The sequence below is a fragment of the Salinibacterium sp. G-O1 genome (genome assembly GCF_030063305.1).
In the GTDB taxonomy this organism is placed as follows: domain Bacteria; phylum Actinomycetota; class Actinomycetes; order Actinomycetales; family Microbacteriaceae; genus Rhodoglobus.
On record NZ_JASISV010000001.1, the window covers coordinates 763,088 to 778,340 of the forward strand.

Genomic DNA, 15,253 nt, shown 5'->3' on the forward strand with positions numbered 1-15,253 from the left:
CATGAGCATCGAAACACCCGCACGCACTAAACGTCCGTCGAGCGACCGAAAAATTGGCTCAACCGCGACCGGCACGAAGGTGCTGCTCGTTAAGATTGCGGCACTGGCGATCGTCGATGCCATCAGCCTGTATGCACTCTTCATCGTGTTTGCCCAGCGTGACTGGGTCGTGTTCGGGGCGATCCTGCTCGTCACGATCGTCGTCAACGTTGTGTACTTCAGCAAGAGGATGTTGCCGGCCAAGTACCTCGTGCCGGGCGTCATCTTCCTCGTCGTGTTCCAGGTCTTCATCATCGGGTACACGGCCTACATCGCCTTCACCAACTACGGCACCGGACACAACAGCACCAAGCAAGACGCTGTTGCCGCGCTGATCGGATCGTCCCAGGAGAGGGTCGAGGATTCCCCGGCCTACGGTCTCACGGTCGTCGAGAGCCTCGGCACGTACAGCTTTCTCGTGACAGACCCCGATGGCGACGTGAGCATCGGCAACGAAAACAGCCCTCTCGCGGCGGTCGATAACGCCACGATTGAGGGAGGGAAGGCAGTCGGAGTCCCCGGCTACAACACCCTCAACTTCTCTCAGATCGTGGCGGCGCAGCAAACCATTGCCGCGCTCGCCGTGCAAATCAGCGACGACCCGAACGACGGGTCCCTGCGCACCCCGGACGGCAGCAGCGCGTTCGTCTACCGGTCGAACCTGCTGTACGACGAATCCGCCGGCACAATGACGAACACGAACACCGGGGTCGTGTACTCCGACACGGGTGTGGGCGCGTTCACCGCGAGCGATGGCACCGAATTGCGGCCGGGGTGGAAGATCGAGATCGGCTTTGCGAACTTCGCCAGGGCATTCGGCGACGAATCGATTCGCGGTCCGCTGTTCAGCGTCGCCCTGTGGACCTTCGCGTTCGCGTTCCTTTCTGTAGCCACGACATTCCTGCTCGGCCTGTTCCTCGCGGTGGTTTTCAACGATCGACGGATGCGTGGGCGCAAGGTCTACCGCGTGATGATGATCCTTCCGTACGCTTTCCCCGCGTTCCTGTCAGCACTGGTCTGGGCGGGGATGCTGAACCGCGACTTCGGGTTCGTCAACCAGGTGTTGTTCGGGGGAGCCGACATCCCGTGGCTTACCAACGAGTGGCTGGCGAAGGTGAGCATCATCCTCGTGAACCTGTGGCTGGGCTTCCCCTACATGTTCCTCGTGTGTACCGGGGCACTGCAGTCGATCCCGGAGGAGCTGCAGGAGGCTGCGACGATGGATGGCGCCAAGCCGTGGGCGGTCTTCAGGTTCATCAAGATGCCACTGCTGCTGGTATCCATCGCCCCCCTGTTGATCTCGTCGTTCGCCTTCAACTTCAACAACTTCAACCTGATTTACATGCTCACCAACGGCGGGCCCCGGGATGTGGCGGCCGGCGTGAACGTCGGTGCCACCGACATCCTGATTTCGATGGTCTACAAGGTCGCCTTCGTCGGGGCGGGTCGAGATTACGGGCTCGCCAGCGCCTTCTCGATCATCATCTTTGTGCTCGTGGGTGTTATCGCGGCAGTGAGCTTCCGGGCTACGAAGTCGCTTGAGGAGCTGAACTAATGACGACAGTCGACAAGGCGAAGTCCACCCAGCGCAGCTTCAACTTTGGCCGCTGGTTCGGGGCAACGGGATGGCGGCACCTCATCGGTGTGGTGATGTCGGTGTTCGCGATCTTCCCGCTGCTGTATGTGCTCTCGGCATCATTGAACCCGAGCGGCACACTGATCAGCGCCAACGCGCTGTTCAGCGTCTTCGACATCGGCAGCTACACCCAGCTGTTCGACCTTCCCCAGCAGCCCTATGCCGCGTGGTACGGAAATACCCTGGTGATCGGCATCACGACGTCGATCTGCACGGTATTCCTCGGCGCAATGGCGGCATATTCCTTTTCACGTATGCGATTCACGGGACGTCGCGTTGGGCTTCTTGCCCTGCTGCTTGTGCAGATGTTCCCGCAGCTCCTCGCCGTGGTCGCGATCTTCCTGCTGCTCAACGGCATCAGCGACATCTTCCCGGCGATCGGGCTCGACACTCAGATCGGCCTGATCATGGTCTATCTCGGGGGCGCGCTCGGTGTGAATACGTACCTCATGTACGGCTTCTTCAACACTGTGCCGACGTCGATCGATGAAGCGGCAAAGATCGACGGGGCGGGTCACGCGAGGATCTTCTTCACGATCATCCTGAGGCTGGTCGCACCGATTCTCGCGGTCGTCGGGCTGCTCTCGTTCATCGGCACCACCAACGAGTTCGTTATCGCCTCGATCGTTTTGATCGAGCCGGAAAAGCAGACGCTCGCGGTGGGGCTCTACCAGTTCGTGTCAGACGAGTTCTCGAAGAACTACAGCATCTTCGCGGCGGGAGCCGTGCTCGCGGCGCTGCCGGTGATGGCGCTCTTCCTCTACCTGCAGAAGTACATCGTGAGCGGGTTGACCGCCGGTTCGGTGAAGTAGTCGCCGTTGCGCGCTAACTAAGCTTCAGGGCATGACTGCGCTGCGTGGCGGACCGAAAGCAAACATTCGCGACGTGGCGGCGCTCGCGGGTGTCTCGCACATGACGGTGTCGCGGGTGCTCAACGAGCATCCGAGCATCTCACCTGGCACACGCGAGCGGGTGCTGGAGGCTATCCGGGAGCTCAACTACCGCCCCAACAGCGCCGCTCGGGCATTGGCGAGCCGCAAGACGAGCAGGATCGGTGTCGTCGTCGACAGCGTCATGGAGTTCGGCCCGAGCAGCACACTTCGTGCGATCGAGGACGCCGCACACGATCGCGGGTACACGGTGTCGTCTATCGCGGTGTCGGCGGACCGCGCGATCACCGCGCACGACGCCCTGATGAACCTCATGACCATCGGGATCGATGCGCTGTGCCTGATCACCCCGCGCACGTCGTCGGTCGACCTGTTGCGAGAGGTCTCGAGCGGCATCCCGACGCTGGTCGTGAAGGCGGAGCCGGAAGACGACTTGCTCACGGTCTCGGTCGACCAGGGGATGGGAGCGTCGCTCGCGGCGCAGCATCTCATCGACCTGGGTCATCGGGAGATGCTGCACCTTGCCGGGCCGCTGGACTGGCTGGATGCCAGGGGCCGGGCTCATGAGTGGCGGCAGCACCTCGAACGCGAGGGGCTACCGGCGCGCGAGCCCGTGGTCGGCGACTGGACCTCGGACTTTGGCTACGCCTTCGGGAGCACCGTGGAGCCCGACTTTACGGCCGTCTTTTCGGCCAATGACCGGATGGCGCTCGGGCTCATTCACGCGTTCCACGAGCGAGGCATTCGCGTGCCGGAAGACGTGAGCGTCGTCGGCTTCGACGACGTCCCTGACGCGAGGCACTTTCTGCCGCCCCTCACAACGGTGCGACAGGATTTCGCCGCGCTCGGTCTGCTGAGCGTGGCAACGCTGCTCGCTGAGCTGGAGGGAAACGAGGTTCAGAGGCGTTCCATCATCGAGCCTGAGCTCATCGTGCGGGCCTCCACCGCACCGCCGCGACGCTCGCTGGGCCCGCCCCAGACTCGCTTGCCAACCGCCAATGTGAACGGTAACATGAGCGCTCATGAAGAGCTTTAGCCTCGATGTCGAGGCATCCATCGCCCACGCGAGGGCCGACGTCGCCGCGCTGCATGACGAACTCGTTCGATACGGCCTCGTGGTCTGGACGGGGGGCAACGTGTCCGGGCGAGTACCCGGTGCCGACCTCTTCGTGATCAAGCCTTCCGGTGTCTCCTACGCAGACCTCACGCCCGAGAACATGATCCTGTGTGACCTCGACGGCGATGTCGTGCCCGACAGCGCGGGCTCGGACCGCGCGCCGTCGAGCGACACCGCGGCTCACGCGTACGTCTACCGCAACATGCCTCACGTCGGCGGCGTTGTGCATACTCACTCCACGTATGCGACGGCATGGGCAGCGCGCGGCCAGGAGATCCCGTGCGTGATCACTGCGATGGCCGACGAGTTTGGCGGACCCATCCCGATCGGACCTTTCGCAATCATCGGTGACGACTCGATCGGGCGCGGCATCGTCGAGACGCTGGGCTCGCATCGCTCCCGCGCGGTGCTGATGCAAAACCATGGACCCTTCACCATCGGGTCGTCGGCCAAGGACGCGGTCAAGGCCGCTGTGATGGTGGAGGACGTCGCGCGCACCGTGCACATAGCGCGCGAGGGCGGCCCACTCATCCCCATCCCGCAGGAGGCCATCGATCGTCTCTTTGACCGATACCAGAACGTTTACGGACAGAGCGAGGATGACGGTCGATGAGTGCTGACGCAATCCGCCTGGGTCACACCGCCCTGGGAATCGAACTGGGCTCGACCCGGATCAAGGCGTGTCTGGTCGGCGACGACCCCTCGGTCATTCTGGGTGTCGGCGAATTCGAGTGGGAGAACCAGCTCGTCGATGGCCGCTGGAGCTACTCGCTCGAGGACGTGTGGACGGGAGTGCAGGCCGCTTACGCCGCCCTGGTGTCAGACGTCGAGCAGAACTTCGGGGTGCGCCCTGACACGTTTGGGGCCATCGGCGTCTCCGCGATGATGCACGGCTATCTCGCGTTCGATGCCGACGGTGAGCTCCTGGTGCCATTCCGCACGTGGCGCAACACCTCAACCGGACCCGCGGCGGCCGAACTCACGAGCACGTTCGGGGTCAACATCCCGTTGCGCTGGTCGATCGCCCATCTCTACCAGGCAGTGCTCGACGGCGAAGCGCATGTCGCGGCAACCCGCTTCCTGACGACTCTCGCCGGGTATGTGCATTGGCAGCTCACGGGGGAGCGAGTGCTCGGGATCGGCGACGCGTCAGGGATGTTCCCGATCGACGACGAGACCCGAGGGTATGACCCCGACATGGTCGCGCGCTTCGACGCCCTTGTCGCCGATGCCGCATCGCAGCTGCTGCTCGCTGACGTTCTCCCCAGGGTCCTGCTCGCCGGCGAGCCTGCCGGAGTGCTGTCGGCCGCGGGCGCGGCACTGCTCGATCCCAGTGGAAGCCTGCAACCGGGAATCCTGCTCTGCCCGCCCGAGGGCGATGCCGGAACCGGCATGGTCGCCACCAATTCCGTGGCACCGCGCGCCGGCAACGTCAGCGCGGGCACGAGCATCTTTGCGATGGTGGTGCTCGAACGTCCGCTGGCGAAGGTGCACGACGAACTCGACGTCGTCACGACCCCGGCCGGCGACCCCGTGGCGATGGTGCACTGCAACAACGGGGCCAGCGAACTCGCCGCGTGGGTGTCGATCTTCCGGCGCTTTGCCGAGGCGGCGGGCACACCCATCGATGCGGATGCCGCATACTCCGCACTCTTCACCGAGGCGCTCGCCGGAGAGCCGGATGCCGGAGGCATCCTTGCCTACAACCAACTCGCCGGCGAACCGATTGCGGGCATCGCCGAGGGGCGGCCGCTTGTCGTGCGCGGCAACGACAGCCAGTTCACTCTGGCAAACCTCATGCGCGCCCAGCTCTACGGCGTTTTCGCCACCCTCAGTATGGGCATGGCGGTGCTCGACGACGAGGGTGTCGAGCTCGACCAGATGTTTGCGCATGGCGGCGTTTTCCGAACGGCCGGAGTGGCTCAGCGCTTTCTCGCCGCGGCACTTCGCACCCCGGTATCCGTCGCACAGACGGCCTCCGAGGGTGGCCCCTGGGGCATCGCCGTTCTCGCGTCCTATGCTGCGTCCGGATCGCACGGGACTCTCGCCGACTACCTCAGTGCCCGCGTTTTCGGCGGCGCGAGTGTCACCGTTGTCGAACCGGACCCCGCGGATCTGAGCGGCTTTGCCTCGTACATCGAGCGCTATCGAGCCGGTCTCGCGATCGCGCGAATCGCCGCCGAATCCATCTGACCTTCGAATCAAGGACCCTCATATGACCAGCATCATCCCCGACCTCACGACGAAGACCGTCTGGTTTCTCACCGGCAGCCAGAGCCTGTACGGCGAGGAGACCCTGCGCCAGGTCGCCGAACAATCACAGGAGGTCGCGGCGACTCTCGGCGGTGCATCCGAGATCCCCGTGACGATCAAGTGGATGCCCGTGCTCACCAGCAGTGATGCGATCCGACGCGCGATGATCGACGCCTCGAGCGACGACTCGGTCATCGGCGTCATCACGTGGATGCACACCTTCAGCCCGTCCAAGATGTGGATCAACGGCCTCAGCGTGCTGACGAAGCCGCTGCTGCACCTGCACACCCAGGCGAATGTCGCCCTGCCGTGGGACGAGATCGACTTCGACTTCATGAACCTCAATCAGGCTGCCCACGGCGACCGTGAGCACGGCTACATCCTGAGCAGGATGAGCATCGCCCGCAAGACGGTCGTCGGCCACGTGTCGAACCCTGCCGTCATCGCGCAGGTGGCGGAGTGGACCCGCGCGGCAGCCGGCTGGAATGCTGCACAAAACATGAAGCTTGCACGCTTCGGCGACAACATGCGATTCGTTGCTGTGACTGAAGGCGACAAGACGGAGGCCGAGATCCGCTTCGGCGTTCAGGTCAACACGTGGGGTGTCAACGAGCTCGCGGATGCCGTGCACGCGGCATCAGACACCGACATCGATCAGCTTGTCGAGGTCTACCTCGACAGCTATGACGTGGCTCCTGAACTGCTCAAGGGCGGGGAACGTCACGAGTCGCTGCGCTACGGGGCCGCGGTCGAACTGGGGTTGCGCTCATTCCTCGAAGCTGGCGGATTCTCCGCTTTCACCACGAGTTTCGAAGACTTGGGCGCACTCCGGCAGCTGCCCGGCCTCGCTGTGCAGCGGCTCATGGCCGACGGGTACGGCTTCGGCGCCGAGGGAGACTGGAAGACGGCGGTGCTCGTGCGGGTCGCCAGCGTCATGGGAGCCGGCCTGCCCGGGGGAGCGAGCCTCATGGAGGACTACACCTACCACCTCACCCCCGGCGAGGAGAAAATTCTCGGCGCCCACATGCTCGAGGTCAGCCCGTCGCTCAGTTCCGAGAAAGCGAGCCTCGAGATCCATCCGCTCGGCATCGGCGGCAAGGAGGATCCGGTGCGCCTTGTCTTCACGGCCGACGCTGGCCCTGCGGTCGTCGTCGCACTGAGCGACATGCGTGACCGTTTTCGACTGGTCGCGAACGTCGTCACGAATGTGCCGCTGGATGCGCCGATGCCGAACCTCCCCGTCGGCCGGGCCGTCTGGATTCCGAAGCCGGACTTTGCGACATCCGCGGCGGCCTGGCTGACCGCCGGGGCCGCCCACCACACCGTCATGACCACCCAGGTCAGCGTTGAGGTGTTCCGCGACTTCGCCGATATGGCCTCCACCGAGTTGCTCGTCATCGATGAAGACACCACTCTGCGCGGGTTCCAGAAGGAGGTGCGCTGGAACGCGGCGTACTACCGCCTCAACCAGACGCTCTGATCCGGGGCCGCGTCAGCGCGAATAAACGGAGGCGCCCGTGATGGCCGAGATCACGATCTCGTTGGTGACCTCGTCGGTGCGGAAATGCCCGTTGTTGCGACCGAGCCGCAGCACAACGATCCGGTCTGACACTGCCTGCACATCGGTGATGTTGTGGCTGATCACGATGACGCCGAGCCCGCGCTCGCGGAGGCGCTCGATCAGGTTCAGCACTTCTGCCGCCGCCGCCACACCGAGTGCTGCCGTCGGCTCGTCGAGGATCACGACGCTGGGTTCGCCGATGAGCGACCTCGCGATCGCGACGGTCTGACGCTGGCCACCCGAAAGGGTCGCCACCCGCGCACGCACCGACGGGATGCGCACACTGAGTTCGCGCAGCAGCGCCCACGAGCGGGTCTCCATCTCGACATGGTCGAGCACGCCCCGCACCGCCAGTTCGCGGCCAAGCCACAGATTGCTCACGACGTCGAGGTTGTCGCACAGCGCCAGATCCTGGAACACAGTGGCAATGCCGAGGTCGTGGGCTTCAGCCGGGTTGCCGATACTCACCGGGGTTCCGGCGAAAGTGATGGAGCCGGCGTCAGGCTTAAACACCCCGGCGAGGATCTTCACGAGAGTGGATTTGCCGGCGCCGTTGTCTCCCACGAGGGCGACGACCTCGCCGGGATACACCTCGAGGTCCACTCCGGTGAGCGCGCGGACCGCTCCGAAGTTCTTGCTGATGCCACTCATGGAGACGAGCGGCACGACAGGCGCGAGCGGCAGTGCGGCCGGTGATGCCTGCATCGGTGTCTCCTCGGTGCGAATCTGCGCCGCCATTGTGTCGCTCTGGCCGTCGAATTGCCTGTTGGTCATCGTATCTGCGGCTTCCACTCTGCGGCTACGTTGTCGATGGCCGCGGCGAGGCAGCCGAGCACTGCTGCCCGGTCTCCCAGCATGCCGGTCACGACCGTTGGGGCGATAGTGCCGATGGTGGCTCGCTCGAGTTCGTGCCTGAGCGGTGCCAGCAGAAGTTCGCCGGCCTCGGCCAACTCGCCTCCGACCACGATCATTTCGGGGTCGAACATGGTGCTGATGATCGCGGCAGCCGCGCCGATGTGGCGACCGGCATCGGCCAGCGCCCGGGTAGCTCCGGAGTCGCCGGCCTCCGCCCGCAGCAGCACGTCGCGCAGGCGATGGATACCCGGATCGTCGCGGAACAGCTCGAGAAGAGCGGGCCCTGCGGCGAAAACCTCGAGGCAGCCTTTGTTGCCGCAGGCACACAGCGGCCCACGCGGGTCAATCATCACGTGGCCGATTTCGCCTGCCCTGCCGGTTGCCCCGCGATACGACGATCCGTTGATCAGCAGACTGCCGCCGATCGAATTGCCGACCCTGACGTAGACGCCGCTCGTGATGCCCCTGGCTGCTCCCGACCGCAACTCGGCGAGCCCGCCCATGTTCGCCTCCGTGTCGACAAAAACCGGAAGCTGGATGCGCTCGCTCATGGAGTCGGCCATGGCGACGCCATCCCAGCCGCGCATCAGCCCCGGGGTGGAGATCATCCCGGTCAGCGGATCGACGGGGTGGGGCAGCGCCATCCCGAGCACGAGGATGTCGCTCACGGAGGCATCGAGTGCATCGACCATGTCGCCGAGGAGCAGTGCGGCGCGATCCATCTCCCTGTCATGGCGATGATCCGATGCCAGGGGGAGGTGGTTCTCTGCGACCACGGTGCGGTCGACGTCAGAGATCGCGACCCTCATGTGGCGCTTTGAGATGTGCAGCCCAGCTACGAGCCCCTGCCGTCGGGCGAGGGTCACCTCGACGGCGCGGCGGCCGCTGCGCGAGGTGCCCGCGGTATTCACGACGCCAGCAGCAGACAGTTCCTTGACGATGTTGGAGATGGTTGCGGCAGAAAGCCCCGTCGCGCCGGCAAGCTCCACCTGGGTCAAATGACCGTGGCGTTTGAGGGATTCGACGATTCGCGCGCGATTGGCTTCGCGTAGTGAAGTCTGCGAACCCGGCGTTGGGTGTCGGCTCTGCACATCGAAACCATACACTTTTCCGCGTGTTTATAGGCTTCCTGAGCTTTTTTGCTGGTCGTGGCTCGTGAGATTCGGGCGGAAATATCACAGTTTGGTATTTCTTGAGTTCACTAATTGACGCCAAGCCATCAGGGGGTTAGATTCTCGTAGGCGGATAGCACTGATTGCCAGTGCTAAACCATGACGCGGAGGTCAAGCTGTGGAGTTGGAAGGCAATTCTGAGCCGACGATCCTCGAGATGCGCAGCATCACCAAGGAGTTCCCGGGTGTCAAAGCCCTCGATGAGGTCTCCCTCACAGTCAAAGTCGGTGAGATCCACGCAATCTGCGGCGAGAACGGTGCCGGCAAGTCCACCCTCATGAAGGTGCTGTCTGGCGTGTACCCCTTCGGGACCTACGCCGGCGACATCGTCTACCAGGGCAAGACCGTCAAGTTCCGCGATATCAAGCAGAGTGAAGCCGACGGCATCGTCATCATCCATCAGGAACTCGCGCTCATCCCGCTGCTGTCGATCACCGAGAACCTCTTCCTCGGCAACGAGCCAACAAAGCGCGGTGTGATCGACTGGGTCTCCGCCCAGAAAATGGCGCGGGACCTGCTCGCACGGGTGGGGCTTTCGGATGACCCCGACACGCTCATCAAAGACATCGGCGTCGGCAAGCAGCAACTAGTGGAGATCGCCAAGGCGTTGCACAAATCGGTGAAGCTCCTGATTCTGGATGAGCCGACCGCGGCTCTCAACGAGTCAGACTCCCAGCATCTGCTCGACCTGCTTCGAGGCCTCAAGGGTCGCGGCATCACCTCGATCATCATCTCCCACAAGCTCAACGAGATTGAGGCGATCGCAGACGAGATCACGATCATCCGCGACGGCAAGGCGATCGAGACCCTCAACGTCAGAGACGACGGCGTCGACGAGGATCGCATCATTCGCGGCATGGTCGGTCGCACGCTCGAGAACCGCTTTCCCCCGCGCATCGGTGACGTCGGGGAGGTGCTGTTCGAGGTGAAGAACTGGAACGTGCGCCACCCCCTGGTTGCTGACCGGATGGTGGTTAAGAACTCCAGCTTCACCGTAAGACGCGGTGAGGTCGTCGGCTTCGCAGGCCTCATGGGTGCTGGCCGCACGGAGCTCGCCATGAGCATCTTCGGGCGCTCATACGGCGTCTTCCAGTCTGGTGCCCTCTTCAAAGACGGCAAGGAAATCAAGGTCACGAACGTCCAGGACGCGATCGACAATGGCATCGCCTACGTGAGCGAAGACCGCAAGGCTCTCGGGCTGAACCTGCTCGACGACATCAAGCGGTCTGTCGTCTCGGCGAAGCTGTCCAAGATCTCGAAGGGCAGCGTGGTCGACAAGGTCGAGGAATACCAGGCGTCCGAGAGATATCGCAAGAGCCTGAGGATCAAGACGCCGACCGTCTACGAGGGCGTGAACAAGTTGTCTGGGGGAAACCAGCAGAAGGTCGTGCTGGCGAAGTGGATGTTCACCGACCCCGACATCCTGATTCTGGATGAGCCGACCCGCGGCATCGATGTCGGCGCCAAGACCGAGATCTACGGCATCATCCGCGACCTGGCAGCTCAGGGCAAGGGAGTCATCATGATCTCGTCCGAACTGCCGGAGCTGCTGGGCGTCTCGGATCGCATTTATACGATCTTCGAAGGCGCCATCACCAACGAAATGTCGGCTGACGAGGCCGATCCGGAAACCCTGATGAAGAGCATGACGTCGACCGAGAAGAGAGCCCCGAAGCTATGAGCGAGACAGCCACCCGAGCCCCCGAGAAGTCCGGCGGCATCCGAGAACTTCGCAAACTGTTCGCCGGCGGAGGGCGCCAGTATGGCATCCTCGGCGCACTCGTGTTCATCATCGTGTTCTTCCAGATATTCACTGATGGCAAGACACTCGACCCGATCAACCTGATCAACCTGATCAACGGCAACGCGTACGTGCTCGTGCTCGCCATCGGCATGGTCATGGTGATCGTCGCCGGTCACATCGACCTCTCGGTGGGTTCCGTGGCCGCGTTCGTCGGAATCGTCGTCGCCCAGGTGATGAAGGGTCTCAGCTTCCCCGGTCTTCCCGAAGGGATGAGCTCGTTCCTGACCGTGTTCATCGGCATCATCGTCGGATTGATCATCGGCGCGCTGGTGGGGGCATGGCAGGGATGGTGGGTGGCCTATGTCGGAGTGCCAGCCTTCATCGTGACGCTTGCTGGCATGCTTCTGTTCCGCGGCGCCAACCAGTTCGTCGGCAACTCGACCTCCATCCCGGTGCCGCAGGAGTTCAAATTCATCGGCGGTGGCTTCCTCAACGACTTCGGCCCCGACTTCGGATTCTCCAACCCCACCCTCATTCTCGGAGCACTCGTGGTCGTCGCCGTGATCTGGCAGGAGCGTCGCTCGCGCGTCGCCCAGCGCAAGATGGGGGCAGACATCGCGCCGCTGTGGGTGAGCATCGTACGTCTCGTAGTTGTGCTGGCCGTCGTCGTCGGAGCGACCCTGCTGTTCGCGACCGGCCGTGTCGGAACGAGCTTCCCGATCGCGGGAATCATCCTCGGCGTTCTGGTGCTGGGATACTCCTTCCTCACCAACAACACGACGATCGGACGCCACATTTTCGCCGTCGGTGGCAACTGGCGAGCAGCCGAGCTGTCTGGCGTCAACATCCGCAAAGTCAACTTCTTCGTCATGGCGAACATGTCCGTCATCGCAGCGCTGGCCGGCATGATCTGGATCGCCCGCTCAGCGGCATCCGGCCCCGGCGACGGCGTCGGCTGGGAGCTTGACGCGATCTCGGCTGTCTTCATCGGAGGCGCAGCGGTGTCGGGCGGCATCGGAACCGTCGCCGGATCGATCATCGGCGGGCTCGTGATTGCGGTGCTGAACAACGGACTCCAACTGCTCAGCGTCGGCGCCGACCGCGTGCAGATGATCAAGGGCCTCGTGCTACTCATCGCCGTCGGGGTGGATGTGTACTCGAAGCGTCAGGGGCGTCCATCCATCATCGGCTTGCTCACCCGCAAGCGCGGCGGAGAACTCGATGTTTCCCCCGGCGCGAAGCCCGCCGGAACCCAGACTCCCACCCCCTCAGCGGGTGGAGCAGAAGAGACCGTTCGACCTCCGGACCAGCAGCCCAGAGGTTAACCCCAGCGGTCTCCACTTAACAAACGCACCAGGAAAGAGAACAGCAATGAAGAAGATCGTTATCGCGACGACCGCTTTCGCGGCTATCGCGGCATTGACGCTCGCGGGCTGCGCCAGCCGCGCTCCGGAATCGGGAACCGATTCGACTGCGGGAGCCTCCGGCTTCGCCGCCGACGCCACCATCGGCGTGGCCCTGCCCGACAAGACCTCGGAGAACTGGGTGCTCGCAGGCCAGCTCTTCACCGACGGCCTCACCGAGGCCGGGTTCAAGCCGGACGTACAGTACGCGCCCGCCACCGGAACCGTCCCCGAGCAGCAGAACCAGATCAACTCGATGGTCACCAACGGTGCCAAGGTCATCATCATCGGCGCCAAGGACGGCTCGCAGCTCTCGACCCAGGTTGAGGCAGCCAACGCGGCTGGCGCAACCGTCATCGCCTACGACCGCCTCATCCTGAACACCGACGCGGTGGACTACTACCTCGCGTTCGACAACTTCAAGGTTGGCGAGCTGCAGGGTCAGGCCCTGCTCGACGGACTGAAGGCAAAGTTCGCGGACAAGGCCGCTTACAACATCGAGCTGTTCTCGGGCTCGCCCGACGACAACAACGCCGGTGTCTTCTTCGCCGGCGCGATGAGCGTTCTCCAGCCGAAGATCGACGACGGAACCCTCGTTGTGGTCTCAGGCCAGACCGCTGTCGCACAGACGGCAACCCAGGGATGGCTTGCGCAGAACGCTCAGAGCCGCATGGACACGCTGCTCGCCGCGAACTACCAGGGCGTCGAGCTCGACGGAGTTCTCTCGCCGAACGACACCCTCGCCCGCGCGATCATCGAGTCGGTCAAGAGCGCCGGCAAGCCGCTGCCCGTCGTCACCGGCCAGGACTCAGAGGTTGAGTCGGTCAAGTCGATCATGGCTGGCGAGCAGTACATGACCATCTACAAGGACACCCGTGCGCTGGTTGCACAGGCCATCGTGATGGTTCAGGACCTGCAGAAGGGCAACGCGCCTGAGACGAACGACACCGAGTCGTACGACAACGGCGTCAAGGTTGTTCCGTCGTACCTGCTCGCACCGCTCGTTGTGACCAAGGACACAGCTGCCGAGGTCTACGCAGGCAACACCAGCCTCGAGCCGCTCACCAAGTAGCAACTCGTAGCAAACAAAAAGGCCGGTCGGGGTTCGCCCCGGCCGGCCTTTTGCTGTGATCTTCGCTAGGCCCGGGCTGCGTACTGCTGCCGGATGATCGGGCGGAAGTCGCTCTGGGGCTCAGCCGCGACATCCATCGCCCAGTCCGGACGCGCGCCCGTCAGCGTCCATGCCGCCTGAACGGCAGCGCCCCGCGCGACATACTCGCCGGGGGTGGGTACCACAACGGGAACGTCGAACACCTGCGCGGCGATGGCCGACACGGCGGGGTTCTGGGCGGCTCCGCCGACCAGAAGGATGCGCTGCGCCGTCACGCCCTGGCGCCTGAGTGCGTCGAGCCCGTCGGCGAGCCCACACAGCAGGCCCTCGATCGCGGCCCGGGCGAGGTTGGGTCGGGACGTCGAGGCGAGGGTCATCCCGAAGAGGGATGCCGTGGCATCCGGCAGGTTCGGGGTGCGCTCGCCCTCGAAGTACGGCTGCAGCACGAGGCCGCCGGCGCCAGGCTCGGCCTGAAGCGCGAGCTCGCCGAGTTCGTCGTGGCTGACGCCGAGCAGCCCGGCGATCGAGTCGAGCACCCGCGCAGCATTGAGGGTGGCCACGAGTGGAAGGAAGAGACCGCTCGCGTCGGCGAACCCGGCCACGGTGCCCGTGTCGTCGCGCGACGGGGTCGCGGTGACCGCGAACACGGTGCCGCTGGTGCCGATCGACACGACGACATCGCCGTCGCGGGCGCCCAGCCCGAGCGCGGCCGCGGCGTTGTCGCCGGCACCGACGCCGACCGCCGTCGCGGCACCCGCGCCCGCCTCCTTCGGAAATTCAGGAAGTGGGGGCACTGTGCCGGCCCGGCCGCCCGCAGCCACTACCCGCGGTAGCACCACGTGCGGCTGAACTCCTGAATTTCCGAAGGGACGGCGCAGGGCCGCCGCGAGCAGCTCGAGGTCGTACTCGCCCGTGGACGGATTGAAGTAGCCCGTGCCGCTCGCGTCTGACGCGTCGGTGGTGAGCGCGTCCAGCCGCGGATTCTCCGGACCGAAGCCGCGCAGCCGCCACGTCAGCCAGTCGTGGGGGAGTGCGACGGCCGCGACCAGCTCGGCATTCTGCGGCTCCTTGTCGCGCAGCCACCGCAACTTGGTGATGGTGAACGATGCGACGGGTACCGAGCCGGTGCGCGCGGCGATGTCGGAAAACTCGTCGGCCAGGTCGCGCGCAGCCTGAGCAGAGCGGGTGTCGTTCCACAGCAGGGCGTCGCGGATGACACGACCGCCGTGATCCAGCACGACCATGCCGTGCTGCTGGCCACCCACCGAGATCGCCTCGACGTCGTCGAGCCCTCCGGCGTCGGCGACCGCGAGGACCAGGGCGCTCCACCAGAGCTCAGGGTCGACCTCGGTGCCGGCGGGGTGCGCCGCGCGTCCGGAGCGCACGATGGCGCCGGTCGCGGCATCCACAATCACCACCTTGCAGCTCTGGGTGGAACTATCGATGCCAGCGATCAGCGTCACGTGCGTTGC

At 64.4% G+C, this 15,253-nt stretch carries 12 protein-coding genes; 9 read left to right on the plus strand and 3 right to left on the minus strand.

Features of this window, described 5'->3' with window-relative positions:
* The first annotated feature begins 1 nt into the window (after position 1).
* The 6 genes from QMG83_RS03760 to araA are packed head-to-tail and all read left to right on the plus strand — an operon-like array spanning position 2 to position 7,415.
* On the plus strand, positions 2–1,594 hold the full coding sequence (locus QMG83_RS03760) for an ABC transporter permease subunit (protein WP_283504009.1): 1,593 nt from the start codon (positions 2–4) through the stop codon (positions 1,592–1,594).
* Positions 1,594–2,487, plus strand: coding sequence for a sugar ABC transporter permease (locus QMG83_RS03765; RefSeq protein ID WP_283504010.1), 894 nt, complete (start codon positions 1,594–1,596; stop codon positions 2,485–2,487). Before QMG83_RS03760 ends, QMG83_RS03765 begins: the two co-directional genes overlap by 1 nt.
* A gap of 31 nt (positions 2,488–2,518) precedes the next feature.
* A complete protein-coding gene (locus tag QMG83_RS03770; protein WP_283504011.1) occupies positions 2,519–3,601 on the plus strand; it encodes a LacI family DNA-binding transcriptional regulator in 1,083 nt (360 codons plus the stop codon).
* The gene (locus QMG83_RS03775; RefSeq protein WP_283504012.1) at positions 3,588–4,295 is read left to right on the plus strand and encodes an L-ribulose-5-phosphate 4-epimerase; all 708 of its coding nucleotides are present in this window, start codon (positions 3,588–3,590) and stop codon (positions 4,293–4,295) included. Before QMG83_RS03770 ends, QMG83_RS03775 begins: the two co-directional genes overlap by 14 nt.
* Entirely contained in the window at positions 4,292–5,875 is a 1,584-nt protein-coding gene (locus tag QMG83_RS03780; RefSeq protein ID WP_283504013.1) for a xylulokinase, read from the plus strand. The genes QMG83_RS03775 and QMG83_RS03780 overlap by 4 nt, the downstream gene beginning before the upstream one ends.
* Positions 5,876–5,897: 22 nt before the next feature.
* The gene (araA, locus tag QMG83_RS03785) at positions 5,898–7,415 is read left to right on the plus strand and encodes an L-arabinose isomerase (RefSeq protein ID WP_283504014.1); all 1,518 of its coding nucleotides are present in this window, start codon (positions 5,898–5,900) and stop codon (positions 7,413–7,415) included.
* A 12-nt stretch (positions 7,416–7,427) separates the two neighbouring features.
* Here araA and QMG83_RS03790 read toward each other — a convergent pair whose 3' ends face one another.
* Both QMG83_RS03790 and QMG83_RS03795 read right to left on the minus strand, forming a co-directional pair.
* The gene (locus QMG83_RS03790) at positions 7,428–8,201 is read right to left on the minus strand and encodes an ATP-binding cassette domain-containing protein (protein ID WP_283504517.1); all 774 of its coding nucleotides are present in this window, start codon (positions 8,199–8,201) and stop codon (positions 7,428–7,430) included.
* A gap of 65 nt (positions 8,202–8,266) precedes the next feature.
* On the minus strand, positions 8,267–9,442 hold the full coding sequence (locus QMG83_RS03795) for an ROK family transcriptional regulator (RefSeq protein WP_283504015.1): 1,176 nt from the start codon (positions 9,440–9,442) through the stop codon (positions 8,267–8,269).
* Positions 9,443–9,680: 238 nt separating this feature from the next.
* Between QMG83_RS03795 and mmsA the strand changes: the two genes are divergently transcribed.
* From mmsA to QMG83_RS03810, 3 genes are read left to right on the plus strand one after another with little or no spacing between them, the layout of a single operon-like run.
* The gene (gene mmsA / locus QMG83_RS03800; protein ID WP_283504518.1) at positions 9,681–11,204 is read left to right on the plus strand and encodes a multiple monosaccharide ABC transporter ATP-binding protein; all 1,524 of its coding nucleotides are present in this window, start codon (positions 9,681–9,683) and stop codon (positions 11,202–11,204) included.
* 38 nt (positions 11,205–11,242) lie between these two features.
* Positions 11,243–12,592 carry an ABC transporter permease subunit gene (locus tag QMG83_RS03805; RefSeq protein ID WP_283504519.1) on the plus strand — a complete coding sequence of 450 codons (1,350 nt, stop codon included), beginning with the start codon at positions 11,243–11,245 and terminating at the stop codon, positions 12,590–12,592.
* Positions 12,593–12,638: 46 nt separating this feature from the next.
* Positions 12,639–13,742 (plus strand): substrate-binding domain-containing protein, encoded by a 1,104-nt coding sequence (locus tag QMG83_RS03810; protein ID WP_283504016.1) that lies wholly within the window; start codon positions 12,639–12,641, stop codon positions 13,740–13,742.
* A 65-nt stretch (positions 13,743–13,807) separates the two neighbouring features.
* On the opposite strand, the gene xylB is transcribed toward QMG83_RS03810, so the two are convergent.
* Complete coding sequence (gene xylB, locus QMG83_RS03815) at positions 13,808–15,244, minus strand: xylulokinase (RefSeq protein ID WP_283504017.1); 1,437 nt, start codon at positions 15,242–15,244, stop codon at positions 13,808–13,810.
* Between the last annotated feature and the right edge of the window lie 9 nt (positions 15,245–15,253).

Excerpts from the sequence above, each read along its gene's own strand:
- QMG83_RS03810 (WP_283504016.1), top strand. The coding sequence starts at position 12,639 with ATGAAGAAGATCGTTATCGCGACGACCGCTTTCGCGGCTATCGCGGCA.
- araA (WP_283504014.1), top strand. The coding sequence starts at position 5,898 with ATGACCAGCATCATCCCCGACCTCACGACGAAGACCGTCTGGTTTCTC.
- QMG83_RS03770 (WP_283504011.1), top strand. The coding sequence starts at position 2,519 with ATGACTGCGCTGCGTGGCGGACCGAAAGCAAACATTCGCGACGTGGCG.
- QMG83_RS03775 (WP_283504012.1), top strand. The coding sequence starts at position 3,588 with ATGAAGAGCTTTAGCCTCGATGTCGAGGCATCCATCGCCCACGCGAGG.
- QMG83_RS03790 (WP_283504517.1), bottom strand. The coding sequence starts at position 8,201 with ATGCAGGCATCACCGGCCGCACTGCCGCTCGCGCCTGTCGTGCCGCTC.
- QMG83_RS03760 (WP_283504009.1), top strand. The coding sequence starts at position 2 with ATGAGCATCGAAACACCCGCACGCACTAAACGTCCGTCGAGCGACCGA.
- QMG83_RS03765 (WP_283504010.1), top strand. The coding sequence starts at position 1,594 with ATGACGACAGTCGACAAGGCGAAGTCCACCCAGCGCAGCTTCAACTTT.
- QMG83_RS03780 (WP_283504013.1), top strand. The coding sequence starts at position 4,292 with ATGAGTGCTGACGCAATCCGCCTGGGTCACACCGCCCTGGGAATCGAA.
- mmsA (WP_283504518.1), top strand. The coding sequence starts at position 9,681 with ATGCGCAGCATCACCAAGGAGTTCCCGGGTGTCAAAGCCCTCGATGAG.